Source organism: Terrirubrum flagellatum, from assembly GCF_022059845.1.
Taxonomy (GTDB): Bacteria; Pseudomonadota; Alphaproteobacteria; order Rhizobiales; family Beijerinckiaceae; genus Terrirubrum; species Terrirubrum flagellatum.
This window is the reverse complement of record NZ_CP091851.1, coordinates 3036344-3051501: the sequence shown is the minus strand read 5'-3', so window position 1 is coordinate 3051501 and position 15158 is coordinate 3036344. Positions and strand designations below refer to the sequence as shown.

The 15158-nt window shown below is 63.1% G+C and carries 14 protein-coding genes and 2 tRNA genes; 9 read left to right on the top strand and 7 right to left on the bottom strand.

Features of this window, described 5'->3' with window-relative positions:
* Nucleotides 1-55: 55 nt before the first annotated feature.
* The gene (locus L8F45_RS14775) at nucleotides 56-2050 is read left to right on the top strand and encodes a methyl-accepting chemotaxis protein (protein ID WP_342358643.1); all 1995 of its coding nucleotides are present in this window, start codon (nucleotides 56-58) and stop codon (nucleotides 2048-2050) included.
* A gap of 5 nt (nucleotides 2051-2055) precedes the next feature.
* Here L8F45_RS14775 and L8F45_RS14770 read toward each other — a convergent pair whose 3' ends face one another.
* On the bottom strand, nucleotides 2056-2349 hold the full coding sequence (locus L8F45_RS14770; protein WP_342358642.1) for an accessory factor UbiK family protein: 294 nt from the start codon (nucleotides 2347-2349) through the stop codon (nucleotides 2056-2058).
* Between the two features lie 44 nt (nucleotides 2350-2393).
* Nucleotides 2394-3392 (bottom strand): NAD(P)H-quinone oxidoreductase, encoded by a 999-nt coding sequence (locus tag L8F45_RS14765; protein ID WP_342358641.1) that lies wholly within the window; start codon nucleotides 3390-3392, stop codon nucleotides 2394-2396.
* Nucleotides 3393-3611: 219 nt separating this feature from the next.
* On the opposite strand from L8F45_RS14765, the gene L8F45_RS14760 reads away from it, so the two are divergent.
* Together L8F45_RS14760 and prmB are read left to right on the top strand one after the other, a co-directional pair.
* Nucleotides 3612-3809 (top strand): DUF1192 domain-containing protein, encoded by a 198-nt coding sequence (locus L8F45_RS14760; protein ID WP_342358640.1) that lies wholly within the window; start codon nucleotides 3612-3614, stop codon nucleotides 3807-3809.
* A 7-nt stretch (nucleotides 3810-3816) separates the two neighbouring features.
* Nucleotides 3817-4731 carry a 50S ribosomal protein L3 N(5)-glutamine methyltransferase gene (gene prmB / locus L8F45_RS14755; protein ID WP_342358639.1) on the top strand — a complete coding sequence of 305 codons (915 nt, stop codon included), beginning with the start codon at nucleotides 3817-3819 and terminating at the stop codon, nucleotides 4729-4731.
* A gap of 87 nt (nucleotides 4732-4818) precedes the next feature.
* Here prmB and L8F45_RS14750 read toward each other — a convergent pair.
* From L8F45_RS14750 to L8F45_RS14740, 3 genes are all read right to left on the bottom strand, one after another.
* Nucleotides 4819-4895 (bottom strand) — tRNA-Met (locus L8F45_RS14750).
* Between the two features lie 99 nt (nucleotides 4896-4994).
* A complete protein-coding gene (locus L8F45_RS14745; protein WP_342358638.1) occupies nucleotides 4995-6005 on the bottom strand; it encodes an extensin-like domain-containing protein in 1011 nt (336 codons plus the stop codon).
* Between the two features lie 89 nt (nucleotides 6006-6094).
* Nucleotides 6095-7228 (bottom strand): ceramide glucosyltransferase, encoded by a 1134-nt coding sequence (locus L8F45_RS14740; RefSeq protein WP_342358637.1) that lies wholly within the window; start codon nucleotides 7226-7228, stop codon nucleotides 6095-6097.
* 144 nt (nucleotides 7229-7372) lie between these two features.
* On the opposite strand from L8F45_RS14740, the gene L8F45_RS14735 reads away from it, so the two are divergent.
* Complete coding sequence (locus L8F45_RS14735; protein ID WP_342358636.1) at nucleotides 7373-7645, top strand: AbrB/MazE/SpoVT family DNA-binding domain-containing protein; 273 nt, start codon at nucleotides 7373-7375, stop codon at nucleotides 7643-7645.
* Entirely contained in the window at nucleotides 7642-8049 is a 408-nt protein-coding gene (locus L8F45_RS14730) for a type II toxin-antitoxin system VapC family toxin (protein WP_342358635.1), read from the top strand. The genes L8F45_RS14735 and L8F45_RS14730 overlap by 4 nt, the downstream gene beginning before the upstream one ends.
* Before the next feature lie 39 nt (nucleotides 8050-8088).
* On the opposite strand, the gene ettA is transcribed toward L8F45_RS14730, so the two are convergent.
* Entirely contained in the window at nucleotides 8089-9741 is a 1653-nt protein-coding gene (ettA, locus tag L8F45_RS14725; RefSeq protein ID WP_342358634.1) for an energy-dependent translational throttle protein EttA, read from the bottom strand.
* Nucleotides 9742-9914: 173 nt separating this feature from the next.
* Here ettA and dctP point away from each other — a divergent pair, with 173 nt between their 5' ends.
* From dctP to L8F45_RS14710, 3 genes are all read left to right on the top strand, one after another.
* Nucleotides 9915-10928 carry a TRAP transporter substrate-binding protein DctP gene (gene dctP / locus L8F45_RS14720; RefSeq protein ID WP_342358633.1) on the top strand — a complete coding sequence of 338 codons (1014 nt, stop codon included), beginning with the start codon at nucleotides 9915-9917 and terminating at the stop codon, nucleotides 10926-10928.
* A gap of 178 nt (nucleotides 10929-11106) precedes the next feature.
* The gene (locus L8F45_RS14715; RefSeq protein ID WP_342358632.1) at nucleotides 11107-12804 is read left to right on the top strand and encodes a pilus assembly protein TadG-related protein; all 1698 of its coding nucleotides are present in this window, start codon (nucleotides 11107-11109) and stop codon (nucleotides 12802-12804) included.
* 107 nt (nucleotides 12805-12911) lie between these two features.
* A tRNA-Ile gene (locus L8F45_RS14710) sits at nucleotides 12912-12987 on the top strand.
* Between the two features lie 35 nt (nucleotides 12988-13022).
* Here L8F45_RS14710 and L8F45_RS14705 read toward each other — a convergent pair.
* Nucleotides 13023-14099 carry an isocitrate/isopropylmalate dehydrogenase family protein gene (locus L8F45_RS14705; protein WP_342358631.1) on the bottom strand — a complete coding sequence of 359 codons (1077 nt, stop codon included), beginning with the start codon at nucleotides 14097-14099 and terminating at the stop codon, nucleotides 13023-13025.
* A 160-nt stretch (nucleotides 14100-14259) separates the two neighbouring features.
* Here L8F45_RS14705 and L8F45_RS14700 point away from each other — a divergent pair, with 160 nt between their 5' ends.
* A complete protein-coding gene (locus L8F45_RS14700) occupies nucleotides 14260-15147 on the top strand; it encodes a GntR family transcriptional regulator (RefSeq protein ID WP_342358630.1) in 888 nt (295 codons plus the stop codon).
* The last annotated feature ends 11 nt before the right edge of the window (nucleotides 15148-15158 follow it).

Here is a 15158-nt window from a genome sequence, read left to right as displayed (position 1 = left end):
CGTCAGTTAAAGGTCTCCTTTTAAAAGCTTTCGTCGTTTGGGGCAGGGCGAAACGATGTTCCGCAATACACGCATCAGCACCCGCATGGCGCTTGGCTTTGTGGCCGTGCTCGGATTGCTCGCGACTCTCACCGTCATCGGCGTATTCCAGGTCGGCAGGATCAGCGCCAGGCTGAAGGAGATCGGCGACGACGCCGGCATGATGCAGCGTTACGGCATCAATATGCGCGGCAGCGTGCATGACCGGTCGATTGGCGTGCGCGACGTCGTCCTGATCAACGAAGTCGGCGAATTGAACGCGGTGATTGCCGACATCGGACGTCTGGCGAAATTCTACGCGGAGTCGTCGGAAGCCTTGGACAAGATGATTGCGACCGAGGCGGGCGTCACCCAGGATGAGCGCGATCTCGTCAAGGCGATCAAGGAGACCGAGGCGAAGGCGCTTCCGATCATCAAGTCCGTGATCGATGAGAAGTCGAACGGCGACGCCTACAACTCCCGCGAGATCGTCATCGAGAAGGCGCGGCCGGTCTTCACGACGTGGTTGGCGCAGATCAACAAGTTTATCGACATTCAGGAGCAGCAGGTTCAAGCGGCGGCGACCGAAGCGCGCGTCACGGCCGAGCGGTTCGCGATGCTGATGATCGGCCTGACCGTGATCGCAGTGATGATCGGCGTCGCATTTGCGCTCTGGAACATTCTGTCGATCAGGCCGCTCAAGGATCTCACAGCCACCATGTCGCGGCTGGCCCAAGGCGATTTGAGCGCTGAAATCCGCGTCGATGGCAGCCGCAACGAGGTTGGACAGATCACGCGCGCGGCGCAGGCCTTCAAGGACCATGTTACGGAAAAGGCGCGCGAAGAGGCCGAAGCCGCCCTTGTGCGGCAACAGGAAGACACCGATCGTCAGGCCAAGGCTGCCCGCGTCGAAGCCGACGCGCAGGAGAAGGTTCATGCGCAGCAGCGTCGCGCGGCGGAAGAGCAGGCGCAGGTGATGCAGGCGCTGGGCGAAGGCCTGCGCAGCCTGTCGGCCGGCGATCTCACCTTCAGGCTGAGCGCTCAGGTGCCGGCCGATTACGAGCCGATCAAGGCCGATTTCAACGCCATGGTCGAACGCATCGCCGAAGCCATGGCCGCGATCACCGCTTCGACGCGTGAAGTCTCGAACGCGTCAGGCGAAATCTCTGCCAGCACCACCGATCTCTCCCAGCGCACGGAAGAGCAGGCGGCGAGTCTGGAACAGACCTCCGCCTCGATGGAGGAGATCGCCGCGACGGTGCGCAAGAATGCGGAGAACGCGCAGACGGCCAATCAGTCGGCGAACGGCGCGCGTGAAGTCGCCGAGCGCGGCGGCGCGGTGGTGGCGACGGCGGTCGACGCCATGGCGCGCATCGAGGAATCCTCACGCAAGATTTCCGACATCATCGGCGTCATCGACGAGATCGCGCGCCAGACCAATTTGCTCGCGCTCAATGCCGCGGTCGAGGCCGCGCGCGCCGGCGAGGCGGGACGTGGGTTTGCGGTCGTCGCTTCGGAAGTTCGCTCGCTCGCCCAGCGTTCATCGCAGGCGGCGAAGGACATCAAGGAATTGATCGTCTCGAGCGGCGGCCAGGTGAAGGACGGCGTCAATCTCGTCAATCGCGCCGGCGCGGCGCTCTCCGAGATCATGGAATCGATCAAGGGCGTGACCGCGATCGTGGCCGATATCGCGTCGGCCAGCGCCGAACAGTCGATCGGCATCGCCGAAGTCAACAAGGCGCTGCAGCAGATGGACGAGGCGACGCAGCAGAATTCGGCGCTGGTCGAGGAGAACGCCGCGACCGCCAAGACGCTGGAGAGCCAGGCGCAGGCGATGAACGAACGCGTGAGTTACTTCCGCGTCGAGAGCGTCGCGAGGCCCTCGGCCGCGCCTGCTCAGAAGCGCTCTCCGGCGCAGGCGAAAGCCGCGCCCGCAGCCCGGCCTGCCGCTGCGAGCCGTGGACCGGTGGCGCGGATGCAGGCTTCGGTTGCGACGGCCTTCGCCAACGAAGCCGACTGGCAGGAATTCTGAGCTCTCTACCGGCCGCCCGAATCCGGCCGGCGCTCATCCACAGGCGCGCCGCCTGACAGCCGCGCTTCAAGCGCGGCGATGCGCGCCTCCAGTTTCTCGTTCTCTTCGCGCGCCAGGATCGCCATTTCGCGCGCCGCATCAAATTCCTCGCGCGTCACGAGATTCATGTCGCGCAGCAGTCTTTCGAGGCCGGATTTCAGCGCGCCTTCCGCATCGCGTCGGAATCCCTGCGCCGCGCCGGCCGCCTCGGTCGCGAGTTTGGCGAGATCGTCAAGAATCCGGTTGGTGGTGTCGCGCATTGGCGCCTCCTGAAACTGTGTCGCTTGCGAAAACCGCTTGGCCGTCAGACCGTCAGAACGATTTTCCCGATATGGGCGCTCGACTCCATCAGCGCATGGGCCGCAGCCGCCTCGCGCAACGGGAAGGTCGCGTGGATCAGCGGCCGGCAACGGCCTGAACTCAATAGCGGCCACACCTTCTCTTCGAGCGCCTGCGCGATCGTAGCCTTCTCCGCCACGCTTCGGATGCGTAATGTCGAACCCGTGAGCGTCAGCCGCTTCAGCATCACGCGCAGCAGATCGACCTGAACTTTCGAGCCCTCCTGAAAGGCGATCTGCACGACGCGGCCTTCCTGCGCCGCCGCCTCGAGATTGCGCTGGATGTAGGAGCCGCCGACCATGTCGAGGATCACATCGACGCCCTTGCCCGCGGTGAAGGTCTTCGTCTCCGCGACGAAGTCCTGCGTGCGGTAATTGACGGCGAGATCGGCGCCGAGCTTGCGGCAAGCCTCGGCTTTCTCGTCGGAGCCGGCGGTCGCGATCACGCGTGCGTCGAACGCCTTGGCGAGCAAGATCGCCGTCGTGCCGATGCCGGACGAGCCGCCATGGACCATGAAAGTCTCGCCTGATTGCAGGCGCCCGCGCTCAAAGACGTTGGTCCAGACCGTGAAATAGGTCTCGGGCAGCGCCGCCGCTTCGACCAGCGTCATTCCCGCCGGGATGGGCAGCGCATTGTCCTGATGGACAACCGCATATTCGGCGTAGCCGCCGCCGGCGATCAGCGCGCAGACCTCATCGCCGATCGAATAGCGATGGGCGCCGGGACCCGCAGCGACGATCTCTCCAGCGATTTCGAGACCCGGAATGTCGGATGCGCCGGGCGGCGGCGGATAACCGCCCTTGCGCTGGAGAACGTCAGGCCGGTTCACGCCCGCGGCGGCGACCTTGACCAGAATTTCGCCCTCCTTCGGGACGGGCAAAGGCCGGCTTTCCGGCTTGAGCGCATCCGGCGGCCCCGGCCGGGCGACGCCGACAGCGGTCATGGTCTGGGGCAGATCGGCCATTTCAGCTCTCCGTATGTCGCGCCTTTTGACCGAGGCCGCGCGGGATGGCAACGCGCGCGGGGCGGGGTTATGAGAGCGCCTTAGAGCATGGCGCGAAAAAGTGGATACCGGTTTTTCGCAAAAGCCATGCTCTAAACTTTAGGAATCGATCACGTTCCCGCATTTTGATTGATTCAATCAAAATGCGGCGTGATCTTGAACGCTCCGGGACCCTGCGCCATGTCGAACCTGTTTGCTGACGATCTGCCGCGGCCGAAATCGACGAAGCATGAGCTTGGTCAGGACCTCTCGACTCTCTCCGTCTTCGAACTCACCGAGCGGATCGGCCAGCTCGAAGCGGAGATCGAGCGCATCAAGCAGGCGCGCGAGGCGAAGGAAAAGACCAAGAACGCCGCCGACTCCTTCTTCAAGAGCTGAACCGTCAATGCCCGAAACGATCGCGCCCGCGGAGCTCAAGACGCTCCGGGACTTCCTGCGCTACGCCGTCAGCCGCTTTCGCGCCGCCAACCTGTTCCATGGCCATGGTGCGACGAACGCGCTCGACGAGGCCGTGTTCATTATTCTCGAAGCGCTGCATCTCCCGGTCGACGACATCAATCCCTGGCTCGACGCGCGATTGACGCGAAGCGAAGCGGATCGCTTGGCCTCGCTGATCGAAACGCGCGTGACGATGCGCAAGCCCGCCGCCTATCTCCTCAACCGCGCTTATATCCAGGGCGCGCCCTTCTATGTCGATGAGCGCGTGATCGTGCCGCGCAGCTTCATCGGGGAGCTCCTGTTTCAGGAACATATTGTCGGCGGCGAGGGCGCGCTCATTCCTGATCCGAACGAGGTCTTGTCCGTGCTCGATCTCTGCACGGGATCGGGCTGCCTCGCGATTCTTGCGGCGCGCGCATTTCCGAATGCGACGATCGACGCGGTCGATCTGTCAAAGGACGCGCTCGACGTCGCGCGCCGCAATGTCGACGATTACGGGCTCGGCGATCGCATCACGCTGCATCAGGGCGATCTCTTCGCGCCGCTGAAGAGCAGGCGCTACGACCTCATCATCACCAATCCGCCCTATGTCGACGCGGAAACGATGGCGGCGCTACCGCCGGAATTCCGCGCCGAACCCGAGATGGCGCTCGCCGGCGGCGAAGATGGATTCGACATCGTGCGACGCATCCTGGCTGGCGCATCCGGCCATCTGACCGAGAGCGGCGGTCTGCTGTGCGAAATCGGAACCGATCGCGACGTGCTCGATCGCGATTATCCCGGCGCTCCATTTCTGTGGCTCGACAGTGAGGAGAGCGAAGGCGAGGTGTTCTGGATCGCAGGTGGCGACATCAAGCTCTGACGCGGTCCGATCGCTTGGCGCAAGCCGCAAAAGAAAGCCCCGGCGCATGGCCGGGGCTTTTCTGAAACCGCTGATCTCTCAGAGGATTGGTTGCGGGGGCAGGATTTGAACCTACGACCTTCAGGTTATGAGCCTGACGAGCTACCGGGCTGCTCCACCCCGCGCCGGGAGCCGCGTACATAAGCCTTTCGCCGGGAATGTAAAGCGCTCACGCCGTCTCTTTTTGCCGTCTTTGCAGCGGCTGTGGACAGCGGGCGCGGCGTTCAGTCGTCGACGGCGTAAGGATCGTGATCGGCGTCGATTTCCTCGCTTGCGGGCTGGTCGAAAGACTGGGCCGGAGCAGCCGTTTGCGGCGCAAGGCTCATCGGCGCGCCGACCGGGCGGGTGGGCGCAGCCGGATAGGTCGCCGCCGTCTGCTGGCGTGGATAGGCCTGCTGCGGGAAGGGCTGCACGCCGGGGATCGACCCTCGCGGCAGCAAGGCGCCTGGCGCTGCTGCGGCAGGCGCCGAGGCGATCGCTGTCGATGCTGGAGGTTGCTGACGATAGGTCATCACCGGTCGGTCGACCCGTCCTTCGCCGGGCGTCGGCTCGAACTTCAGCACCGGCTTGCAGAATGAGCGAATGCCACGCGGATCGTGTCGAGCGAGATCGAGATGGATGTGGTCGTAGTGGAACATGTCCGCGCCCGGTCCGAGCACGGTGGTGAACATCTGGCATGAGCCGGTGAAGACGGTGCGCAGGAACTGCTGCTCGTCTGGCGCGCCGCGCCAACCTGATTTCACCGCCACTTCGCGCCCGTCCGCGAATTTGAAACTGAAGACGTCCATCGCGTTGCCGAAGCCGTGCTCCGACAGTTTCGCGCCCGCCTGATTATTGCGGGGGCGGCAGGAGTATGAGCCCGATTTGATCTGGACGACGCGTGATCCGTAGGTCTGCTCGGCCGCGGGCTGAACGACGTCGGCGAGCCAGCGATCGGCGCGCGAGACCATGGGGCATCCGAGCGTGAGCTTGTTCGCGAGCGCGACTTCGCCGTCGGAATAGGCGGCCACGCGCAGCGGATGGTCCATGCCGCAGGGGCCAGGCCCGTTGATCGCGGAAATCTGCTGGATATAGGCGGACAATTTGACGTCGCCGGCCCTGAGACACTGAAGCTCGGCTTCAGCCCGCCAGGGTTCCCGTTCGATCACGCCGAAGCGTCCGCAGCCCGAGAGCAGCGCGAGAATGCCCGCGACAGCAACGAACGGGCCGACGCGATACAAACCGCCGTTCGTCATTTGCAGACAATGCGAACGAACGCATTAAGATTGCGTTGAGAAATGATGGCGCGATCGTGGCCTCGCGCGCGACATTTCGCGTCAAATGGTCAGCCGGTGCGCGCCCCCTGGGCCATGGAATGGCCCTGCCAGACGAAGCCCTTGTTGCGCCAGCCATGCAGCCAGACGAGGGGCAGCATCGCATCGCGCAGCATCATGGCCGGAATGACGCGAAACGTCGCCGGCCAGCCGGCGATGCGCGTCAGCGCCCATTCGAGCGCGAACCAGAGAAGCCAGAGGCCGGTGATGGTTCCCACGACGTCGTGATCCGTGGCGAGCGCCCACCAGATTGCAATCAGCGTCGGCGGCAGCACGCCGGCGAAAATCTCGACGACGTAGCAGGCGGGGAAGCTCATGCGCCTGAGCCGCGCCCAGCGCGTTTGGCGATTCCAGACGCTGCGCCAGTCGCGCAGGCCGAGCGGTTGCGGGAAGGGGCCGCTCGCAAGCCTGACCTCATAACCTTGCGCGCGCACGATCTTGGTCGCGGCGGCGTCTTCGGCGAGTTCACCGGCGAGCGCGCGCACGCCGCCGACTGGCCGCAGAATGTCGCGGCGGAACACCAGATTCTTGCCTTGCGCAAAGCCGAAACCGATGGCGTTCGCGGCATACTGCCAGCGCGCCTGATAGCTGTTGAGGAACGCCGCCTCGACCTCGGCTTCGAAATTGCCGACATGGGTTCCCGCGGGCGGCGCGGCGACGAGGCCAGTGCGCGCGTCCCATGGCTTGAGGCAGCGCTGAAGATAATCGCGCGGCAGAAGCACGTTGCTGTCGCACATGATGATCAGGTCGTGGCGCGCGACGCGCCAGCCCTTCACAACGTTATTGAGCTTGGGGTTGTCGCTGATTGGATCGTCGCCGACGAGCAGCCGCGCATTGGCCTGCGGATGGCGCGCCAGCAATGCGCGCACGATCGGGACGACGCGATCGCTCTCCGAAGCGGCGCAGAACAGGATCTCGTAGTCGGGATGATCGAGCCCGAAGGTCGATTCCAGCGTCTCCTCGATCATGAAATCGAGCCCCGACACAGGCCTGATGATGGAGACGGGCGGCATTGGCTTCGCGGCGACAAGCCGGCGGCGCGGCGTCGTGCGGCAGGAGAGGGCCGCGATCGCGATCGTCACCACATGGAGGCTGACGAGGGCCGCGAGAAACAGGCCGGGAATCGTGAAGGGGAGCACGATCACGAGCTAGTTGCGAAAGGCGACAGATCAATGACGAAGCGCGGCCGCCAGAGGCGGCGCGGAAGGTCTGTGCTGGTCTCGCCGGCCTCATTGCGCCTCGGAGCTGGCGGGAGTAATACTTTTCCGGGAAAGTATTACGTTTCAGCCATGTCCACAGCCGTTACGGTCAAAGGCCAGGTCACGCTGCCGAAGGCGGTGCGCGACGCCGTGGGAATCAAGCCCGGCGATCGCGTCACCGTGCGCGCCACCCCGCAGGGGCAGGTGGTGATCGAGCGCGAGCGTCGCGAGCCGGATCAGGCGGCGATCGAGGCCGCCGGGCGAAGGATCGACGCCGCCGTCGCCTATGCGCGCGAGCATGGCTTCAAGATGGATATGACGACCGACGAGTTTATGCAGCTCATGCGCGGCGATGACGATTGACGATCGTCGACTCAAATATCCTTCTCGATATTCTGTCGCATGATCCGGTTTGGGAGAATTGGTCCCGCTCAGCCTTGGCCAGTCAGGCGGAGAAGGGGACGCTGCTTTATGTCGATGTGATCTTCGCCGAGGTCGCGGTGGGATTCCCTGACGCTGACACCTGCGCACGGTTCATGCGTGACTCAAGGCTTCAGCGCGCGACGATGTCAGACGAGGCGCTCTGGCTCGCAGGGCAGGCTTTTGTGCTCTACCGACGCCAAGGCGGGACCAGGACCAGCGTGCTGCCCGATTTCTTCATCGGCGCGCAGGCGCAGGCGATGGGCCTGCCGATCCTGACGCGCGATGCGAAGCGCTATGAACGATATTTTCCCGAGGTGGAGTTGATCAGGCCGAGAGCGGCGTAATCCACAACGCACGCGCAACTCGCAACTTCGCAGCTCGCCTCACCTCGAAAACTTCTTGTACTGAATCCGCTTGGGAATGGTTGAATCAATCCCGAGCCGGCGCTTCTTGTCTTCCTCGTAGTCCTGGAAGTTGCCTTCGAACCATTCGACGTGACTGTCGCCTTCGAAGGCGAGGATGTGCGTCGCGATGCGGTCGAGGAACCAGCGATCGTGGCTGATGATCACGGCGCAGCCGGCGTAATCTTCAAGCGCTTCTTCGAGCGCGCGCAGCGTGTCGACGTCGAGATCGTTGGTCGGCTCGTCGAGCAGCAGCACGTTGGCGCCGCTCTTCAGCATCTTGGCGAGATGCACGCGGTTGCGCTCGCCGCCCGAGAGCATGCCGACCTTCTTCTCCTGATCGCCGCCCTTGAAATTGAAGGCGGAGACATAGGCGCGCGCCTTGATCTCGCGCTTGCCGAGATAGATGACGTCGTTACCTTCGGATAATTCCTCGAACACCGTGTTCTTGTCGTTGAGCGCGTCGCGCGACTGGTCGACATAGCCGAGCTTCACCGTGTCGCCGACGGCGATCGTTCCGGCGTCGGGCTTCTCCTGTCCGGTGATCATGCGGAAGAGCGTCGTCTTGCCGGCGCCATTCGGGCCGATGACGCCGACGATGCCGCCCGGCGGCAGCTTGAAGCTCAAATCGTCGATCAGCAGCCTGTCTCCAAACGCCTTCGACAGGCCCTCGAAATCCACGACATTGTTGCCCAGCCGCTCGGCGATGGGGATGATGATCTGGGCGTTCTGCGGCGTCTTGTCAGCCGCCTTCGCCACCAGCTCCTCATAGCGCTGGATGCGCGCCTTGCTCTTGGCCTGTCGCGCCTTGGGCGACGCCGCCACCCATTCCTGTTCGCGCGCCATGGTGCGCTGGCGAGCCGCTTCCTCGCGGCCCTCCTGTTCCAGGCGCTTCTGCTTCTGCACCAGCCATGAGGAGTAGTTGCCCTCGTAGGGGATGCCTCTGCCGCGATCGAGCTCGAGGATCCATCCGGTGACATTGTCGAGGAAGTAGCGATCGTGGGTGACGATCAGGATCGCGCCGGGATATTGCCGGAGATGGCCTTCGAGCCAGTTCACGCTCTCCGCGTCGAGATGGTTGGTCGGCTCGTCGAGCAGCAGCAGTTCCGGCTGCGATAGCAGGAGCTGGCACAGCGCCACGCGGCGACGTTCGCCGCCCGACAGCTTGGCCACATCGGAGTCGTCTGGCGGACAGCGCAGCGCGTCCATAGCCTGGTCGACCTGGGCGTCGAGGTCCCACAGATTCTGGGCGTCGATCTGGTCCTGAAGCTTGGCGCCTTCCTCGGCCGTCTCGTCCGAATAATTCGCCATCAATTCGTTGTAGCGATCGAGGATCGCCTTCTTCGGCGCGACGCCGAGCATGACGTTCTCGCGGACGCTGAGCGTCGGATCGAGCTGCGGCTCCTGGGCGAGGTAGCCGACGCGGGCCCCTTCCGCGACCCAGCCGTCGCCGGTCCATTCCTTGTCCACGCCGGCCATGATGCGCAGCAGCGTCGATTTGCCCGCGCCGTTGACGCCGAGCACGCCAATCTTTGCATCCGGATAGAAGGAAAGGTGTATATTATCGAGGATCTTCTTGCCGCCCGGATAGCTCTTCGAGAGGCCGCGCATATGATAGATGAATTGCCGGGACATGGTGACCTTGAGCGTCAGGCAGGCCGGCGCGAGCGCAGTGGCGCGCCGCGGCAGCCGGAAATGGGAGCCGGGGCGCGTTACCAGCGGTGGGCGTTGGCGGCAAGCCGGGATGTTCCGGAGGTGACTCTGACCCCTGAGATGTCATAAATGACACGCTGCTTGTTATATCCTTGATGACGCGCTCTTTGTCCTCGCTGGTCGGAAGCTTCCGGCAGCGCCTGTTTGCAACCCGCCTTGCGGCGGGGGCGGCGGCGCTTCTGTGCCCGGCGGCGATCGCGCAGTCGGCCTCCTGGGACATGGCGACGACGGCCGTGCCGGATTCCGCCCAGGCCCGCGTCATGCAGGCCTTTGTCGCCAATATCTCGGCCCGGGCGGAAGGACAGTTCGCGGTCACGATCTATCCGCCGAACAGCATCATGAAGCCGCCGGAGGTGAAGGACGCTGTGCGGCGGGGCGTCGTGCCGATCGGCGAATTCACCCTCTCGCTGCATGCCGGCGAAGCGCCGATTTACGGCGTTGATTCCGTGCCGTTTCTCGCCACCACCTATGAGGCCGCCCGCCGGCTCTACGAGGCGCAGAAGCCGTTTCTGGAGAAGCGGTTGGCGGACGAGGGGCTGAAGCTCCTTTATTCCGCGCCCTACATGCCTCAGGGGCTTTGCGCGGCGCAGCCCTTGCCGGAAGCGTCGGGCCTGCGCGGGCTGAAATTGCGCAGCTACAATCATATGACGAAGAAGCTGGCGCTCCTGTCCGGCGCAGTTCCGACCTCGATCGACACCGGCGAGATCGCGGCGGCCATGAAGGGCGGGCGCCTCGACGTGTTCACCGCGTCCGCGGGGCAGGTGGCGGCCCGCAAGGTCTGGACTTTCGCGCCTTACTTCTACGATGCGTCACTGTGGATTCCTCGGGACGCCGTCGTGGTCAACAAGGCGCAGTTCGAGGCGCTGCCGGCCGAGATTCGCAAGGCGATGCTGGACGCCGCCAAATTCGCCGAGGATCGCGCCTGGGAGGCGGCGGCCGCCGATTACGCCGAACAGCGGGCGGCGCTCAAGGCGGCGGGCGCGACCGTGATCCAGCCTACTCCCGGCTTTATGGCGGCCTTCGCCGGCGTTGGCCGCCAGATCGCCGACGAGTGGGTGAAGCTCGCCGGCGCGGACGGCGAAGCGATCATGCAGGCTTACCGGAAATAGCTCCAACTACGTAACGTCAACGATCCCCCCGACATTCTGAAAGCGAGGTAACCATTTCTTGGGCCTAGTCAGCATGGATTTCCGCGCTGGCCGCTGATCGTTCGACTTTTATGCAATTGCGGAAGAATCGTTTGAAGCATTGGTGATCGAGTCTCCCGTGTAATGTTGGGGGACCGCCATGCGGGATCTTTTTCACTCACGCTCTGTCGCGCGCCTTTGGCGCGACCGTCGCGGCGTCACCGCGCCGACCTTCGCGATCATGACGGTGCCCCTGCTCACCGCGGTTGGCGCAGCGATCGACTATTCCTCCGCCAGTTCGCAGCGGACCCAGATGCAGATGGCGCTCGACTCGGCTGCGGTGCGCGGATGCAAGGATATCCAGACGCAAACGGTCGCCACCACCAAGACCAACATTGCGAACGCCTTCGCCGCGCTCTATCCCGCGCCGACGACGATCACGATTGACGTGACGGCGGCGGTCGCGACAGGAGCCATCAAACTGACCGCGACATCGGCTTATACCTCAAGTTTCGGCGGCCTGTTCGGACAGACCAAGATCGATTTGCAGAGCAGTTCCGACTGCGAATACGCCAACAACACCTATGAGGTGGCGCTGGTGATGGACAATTCGGGCTCGATGAGCGAGTCCGCCGGCTCCAAGACCAAGATTCAGGCGTCAAAGGACGCCGCCTCATCGCTGATCGACTCCCTCTACTCCGGACCGACATCGAGCTCGCGCGTGAAAGTTTCGGTCGTGCCGTTCACGCTGTCGGTCAATGTCGGCTCGTCCTATCGCACCGCCTCCTGGGTCGACACGGCCGCGCAATCCTCGCGGCACTGGGACAATTTCGATTACTATAACAGCCCTTGGAAGCCCGCCAACCGCTTCACATTGTTCGATGAACTCGGCGTCACATTTGGCGGCTGCTTCGAGACGCGTCCGGGCGACTACGCTGTGACCGATGTCGGCGCGACGACCGGCCAGCCCGACAGTTATTTTGTGCCACAATTTGCGCCGGATGATCCGGGCAACAAGGCGTCGAGCACCTCCACCTACAGCTTCACTGTAAACGGGAAGGCGACGAGCTATTCTTACGAGAACAGCTATCTGGACGACAACACGTCCGGCTCCGGCCAGTGCACCTTTAACAAAGTAGCCTATGGCAACCAGTTGTCTGAAGTCGACAAGGCGCTGACGAAGCTCTGCAAATACAAGGGCAATCCGTCGAAAAACATCTCCAACTCGCGCGGCCCGAACTATATGTGCAATGGTCAGCCGCTTCTGCGCATGAGCAACGACACTGCGACCATCAAGAGCAAGATCAATTCGATGGTCGCCAATGGCAACACGAACATCTTCGAAGGCTTCATGTGGGGCTGGCGGACAATCTCGCCAAACGGTCCGTTCGCCGACGGCCGCATCTATGGCCAGCAGCCCGGCGGCCAGCCGAACAACGTCAAGGTGATCATCCTGCTCACTGACGGTATGAACGCCTGGCAGGCGCTGAGCAATCCTAACGGCTCGCGCTACGCCCCGGCGGGATTCCTGCAGAACACGGTCTCGACGGCGGCGGGCTATTCGAAGGTTGGCCGCTTCGCTCCCATCGTCACAACGACGGAAGCGCAAGGCGAAGCCGCCATGGATAGCCGCCTGACGACGGGGTGCGCCAACGCCAAGGCCAAGGGCGTGATCGTCTACACCATCGGCTTCGCTCAGACGGCCTCCGATGTGAATTCGACAGTGCTCAAGGCCTGCGCCTCGGCCGATCCGAACACCGGCAATCCGCTCTACTACTACGCGGCCAACTCGACGCAGGTCGACGCGGTGTTCAAGGACATCTCCAATCATCTGAGCGAACTGCGCCTCACCAAATAAGACGTGTCGAAGAAATCTCCCCCGGTTGGAGCGGCGGCTGATCGGCCGCCGCTTTTCGCTTGAGAGCGCAGGTTGCGCCTGTTCGCCCATCGCGCTAACCCCGGGCGGGGCCTGTAGCTCAATGGTTAGAGCCGACCGCTCATAACGGTCTGGTTGCAGGTTCAAGTCCTGCCGGGCCCACCAAAAGTTCTTTGACGCTTCCTTTCGCTCCGTTCGGATCACGCGGCCTGCAACGCGCCGGCGACGAGAGCGCCAAACTTCCTGGTGCCGACTTTGCCGCCGAGATCGGGCGTTCGCGACGCAGGGTCTTCGAGGACGGAGTCGATGGCCTTGTCGATCGCCGCGAAGGCGTTTTCAAATTCCGGCTTCTTGCGCGTCTCGCCAATCCAGCGCAGCAGCATCGCGCAGGACAGCATCATGGAAACGGGATTGGCCTTGTCCTGATTCTGGATATCCGGCGCGGATCCGTGCTGCGCCTGCGCGCAGCAATGGGTTTCGCTGGCGTTCATCGAGCCGGCGAGGCCAAGGCTGCCTGAGAGTTCGCTTGCGAGGTCCGAAATGATGTCGCCATAGAAGTTCGTGGCGCAGATCACGTCGAAACGTTCAGGGTTGCGAACGAGATGCGCGGTGGAGGCGTCGATCAACACTTCATCGAGCGCAACCTGCGGAAATTCAGCGGCGACCTTGCGCACCTCGCGCAGGAACAGGCCATCGGTTTGATGGAAGCTGTTGGCCTTGTGAACCGCGGTGACTTTTTTCTTCCGCTTCATCGCAAGCTCGAAGGAGCGGCGCGCGATGCGGCTGGAGCAGTGAGCCGTAATTTTCCTGATCGAGATCGCCATGTCGGGCGAAGGCATCAGCTCCGCCCATCCCAGATGCATGTTCCTGTCGGGATAGAAGCCTTCGGTCGCCTCCCGCATGATCACGAGGTCCATGGTGCGGCCGGGCTTCATATTCGACGGAATGAAAGGCCGGGTGCGGGCCGGGCGCACATTCGCGTAGAGATCGAGCCCCACCCGGAAACTGGCCGAGATATTGCGGCCGCCCTTCTCCGGCGCGGGATAGTCGGCGTGCGACTGTGTGCCGAGAATGACGCCGTCAAACTCATGGCGCGCGTGTTCGAGAACGCTTTCGCGAAGAGTCGTGCCATGCTTCTCCAGACTCTTGAAGCCGACATCCTCCTGGGCGAAGTCGAGTCCGAGGTTGAATTTCGTGCTCGCGACTTCCAGCACGGACATCGATGCTGCAATGATTTCCGGACCGATTCCGTCGCCTGGGAGGACCAGCAGCTTCATGGGCGTTCCTTTCAACGATTCCGGCAGGCAATATTTTGCGCCTTTGATTTTGGCTCTTTATTCATATAAAACCAAAATGGCGTCAAGTCGGCCTGTACGTCGAATTGAGGCTCGAAGCCGATGAGAGGCGACTGCGTTTCGATCGGGAGAATGATGGAAGATGTCGAGTAGCCCGCTCGCGCTGCGCATCGCTCAAGACATCGTTGCAAAAATCAGCGCCGGTGATCTTGGCGCGGGTTCGCATCTCGCGACGGAGGCGTTGGCGCGAACATTCCAGGTTTCGCGCTCGCCGGTGCGTGAAGCGCTCGGCATCCTGTCCGAGCGCGGGCTGATCGAGAACAAGAAAAATCGCGGCTATTTCGTTCGTGATGGCGCCGAGCAGTCGTCTTTGCCCGCGAGCGATCTCGCGGATCGAGAACAAGCTGAGAATCCATATTTCGCCTTCGCCGAGGACTGGCTGAACGACCGCGTCGACAGCGATCTCACGGAGCAGGGCGTTCGGGAGCGTTACGGGCTCACAAAGACGCAGGCGCTCGAAATGCTCACGCGCGCGGCGCGGGAAGGCTGGGCTGAGCCGAAGCCGGGCTACGGATGGCGTCTTCGTCCCGTGGCGAAGACATCCGAAGCGTTCGAAGAAATCTATCGCTTCCGATCTGTGATCGAGCCGGCGGCGATCCTGGAGCCGACATTTCATTTCGATCGCGCCGCAGCCGCGTCGCTGCGCAGGACGCAGGAACGGCTTGCCTCGGGGCAACTTGAAAAGCTTGCGCCCGAAGCCCTGACTTACGCCGGCTCGGTCTTCCATGAAGAACTGATCAAGATGTCGGGGAATTTCATGTTCTTCCAGGCGCTTGAACGCGCCAATCAGCTTCGGCGGCTGCTGGAATACAGGCTGAAAGTGAATCCCACGCGCATCATCGCGCAGGCGAGCGAGCATCTCCAGATCCTGGATTTTCTTGAGAGAGGGGAAAATCTCGACGCCGCCCATCTCATGCGCCGCCATCTCAGCGGCGCATTGGCCGTGAAATCTCCGGTTGTTCAGCGTTAAGTGGTTTTTTG

Coding starts and splice junctions, on each gene's coding strand:
- prmB (WP_342358639.1), top strand. CDS start 3,817: ATGCCCGAAACGATCGCGCCCGCGGAGCTCAAGACGCTCCGGGACTTC.
- dctP (WP_342358633.1), top strand. CDS start 9,915: ATGACGCGCTCTTTGTCCTCGCTGGTCGGAAGCTTCCGGCAGCGCCTG.
- ettA (WP_342358634.1), bottom strand. CDS start 9,741: ATGTCCCGGCAATTCATCTATCATATGCGCGGCCTCTCGAAGAGCTAT.
- L8F45_RS14765 (WP_342358641.1), bottom strand. CDS start 3,392: ATGGCCGATCTGCCCCAGACCATGACCGCTGTCGGCGTCGCCCGGCCG.
- L8F45_RS14775 (WP_342358643.1), top strand. CDS start 56: ATGTTCCGCAATACACGCATCAGCACCCGCATGGCGCTTGGCTTTGTG.
- L8F45_RS14770 (WP_342358642.1), bottom strand. CDS start 2,349: ATGCGCGACACCACCAACCGGATTCTTGACGATCTCGCCAAACTCGCG.
- L8F45_RS14715 (WP_342358632.1), top strand. CDS start 11,107: ATGCGGGATCTTTTTCACTCACGCTCTGTCGCGCGCCTTTGGCGCGAC.
- L8F45_RS14700 (WP_342358630.1), top strand. CDS start 14,260: ATGTCGAGTAGCCCGCTCGCGCTGCGCATCGCTCAAGACATCGTTGCA.
- L8F45_RS14735 (WP_342358636.1), top strand. CDS start 7,373: ATGTCCACAGCCGTTACGGTCAAAGGCCAGGTCACGCTGCCGAAGGCG.
- L8F45_RS14745 (WP_342358638.1), bottom strand. CDS start 6,005: ATGACGAACGGCGGTTTGTATCGCGTCGGCCCGTTCGTTGCTGTCGCG.
- L8F45_RS14705 (WP_342358631.1), bottom strand. CDS start 14,099: ATGAAGCTGCTGGTCCTCCCAGGCGACGGAATCGGTCCGGAAATCATT.
- L8F45_RS14760 (WP_342358640.1), top strand. CDS start 3,612: ATGTCGAACCTGTTTGCTGACGATCTGCCGCGGCCGAAATCGACGAAG.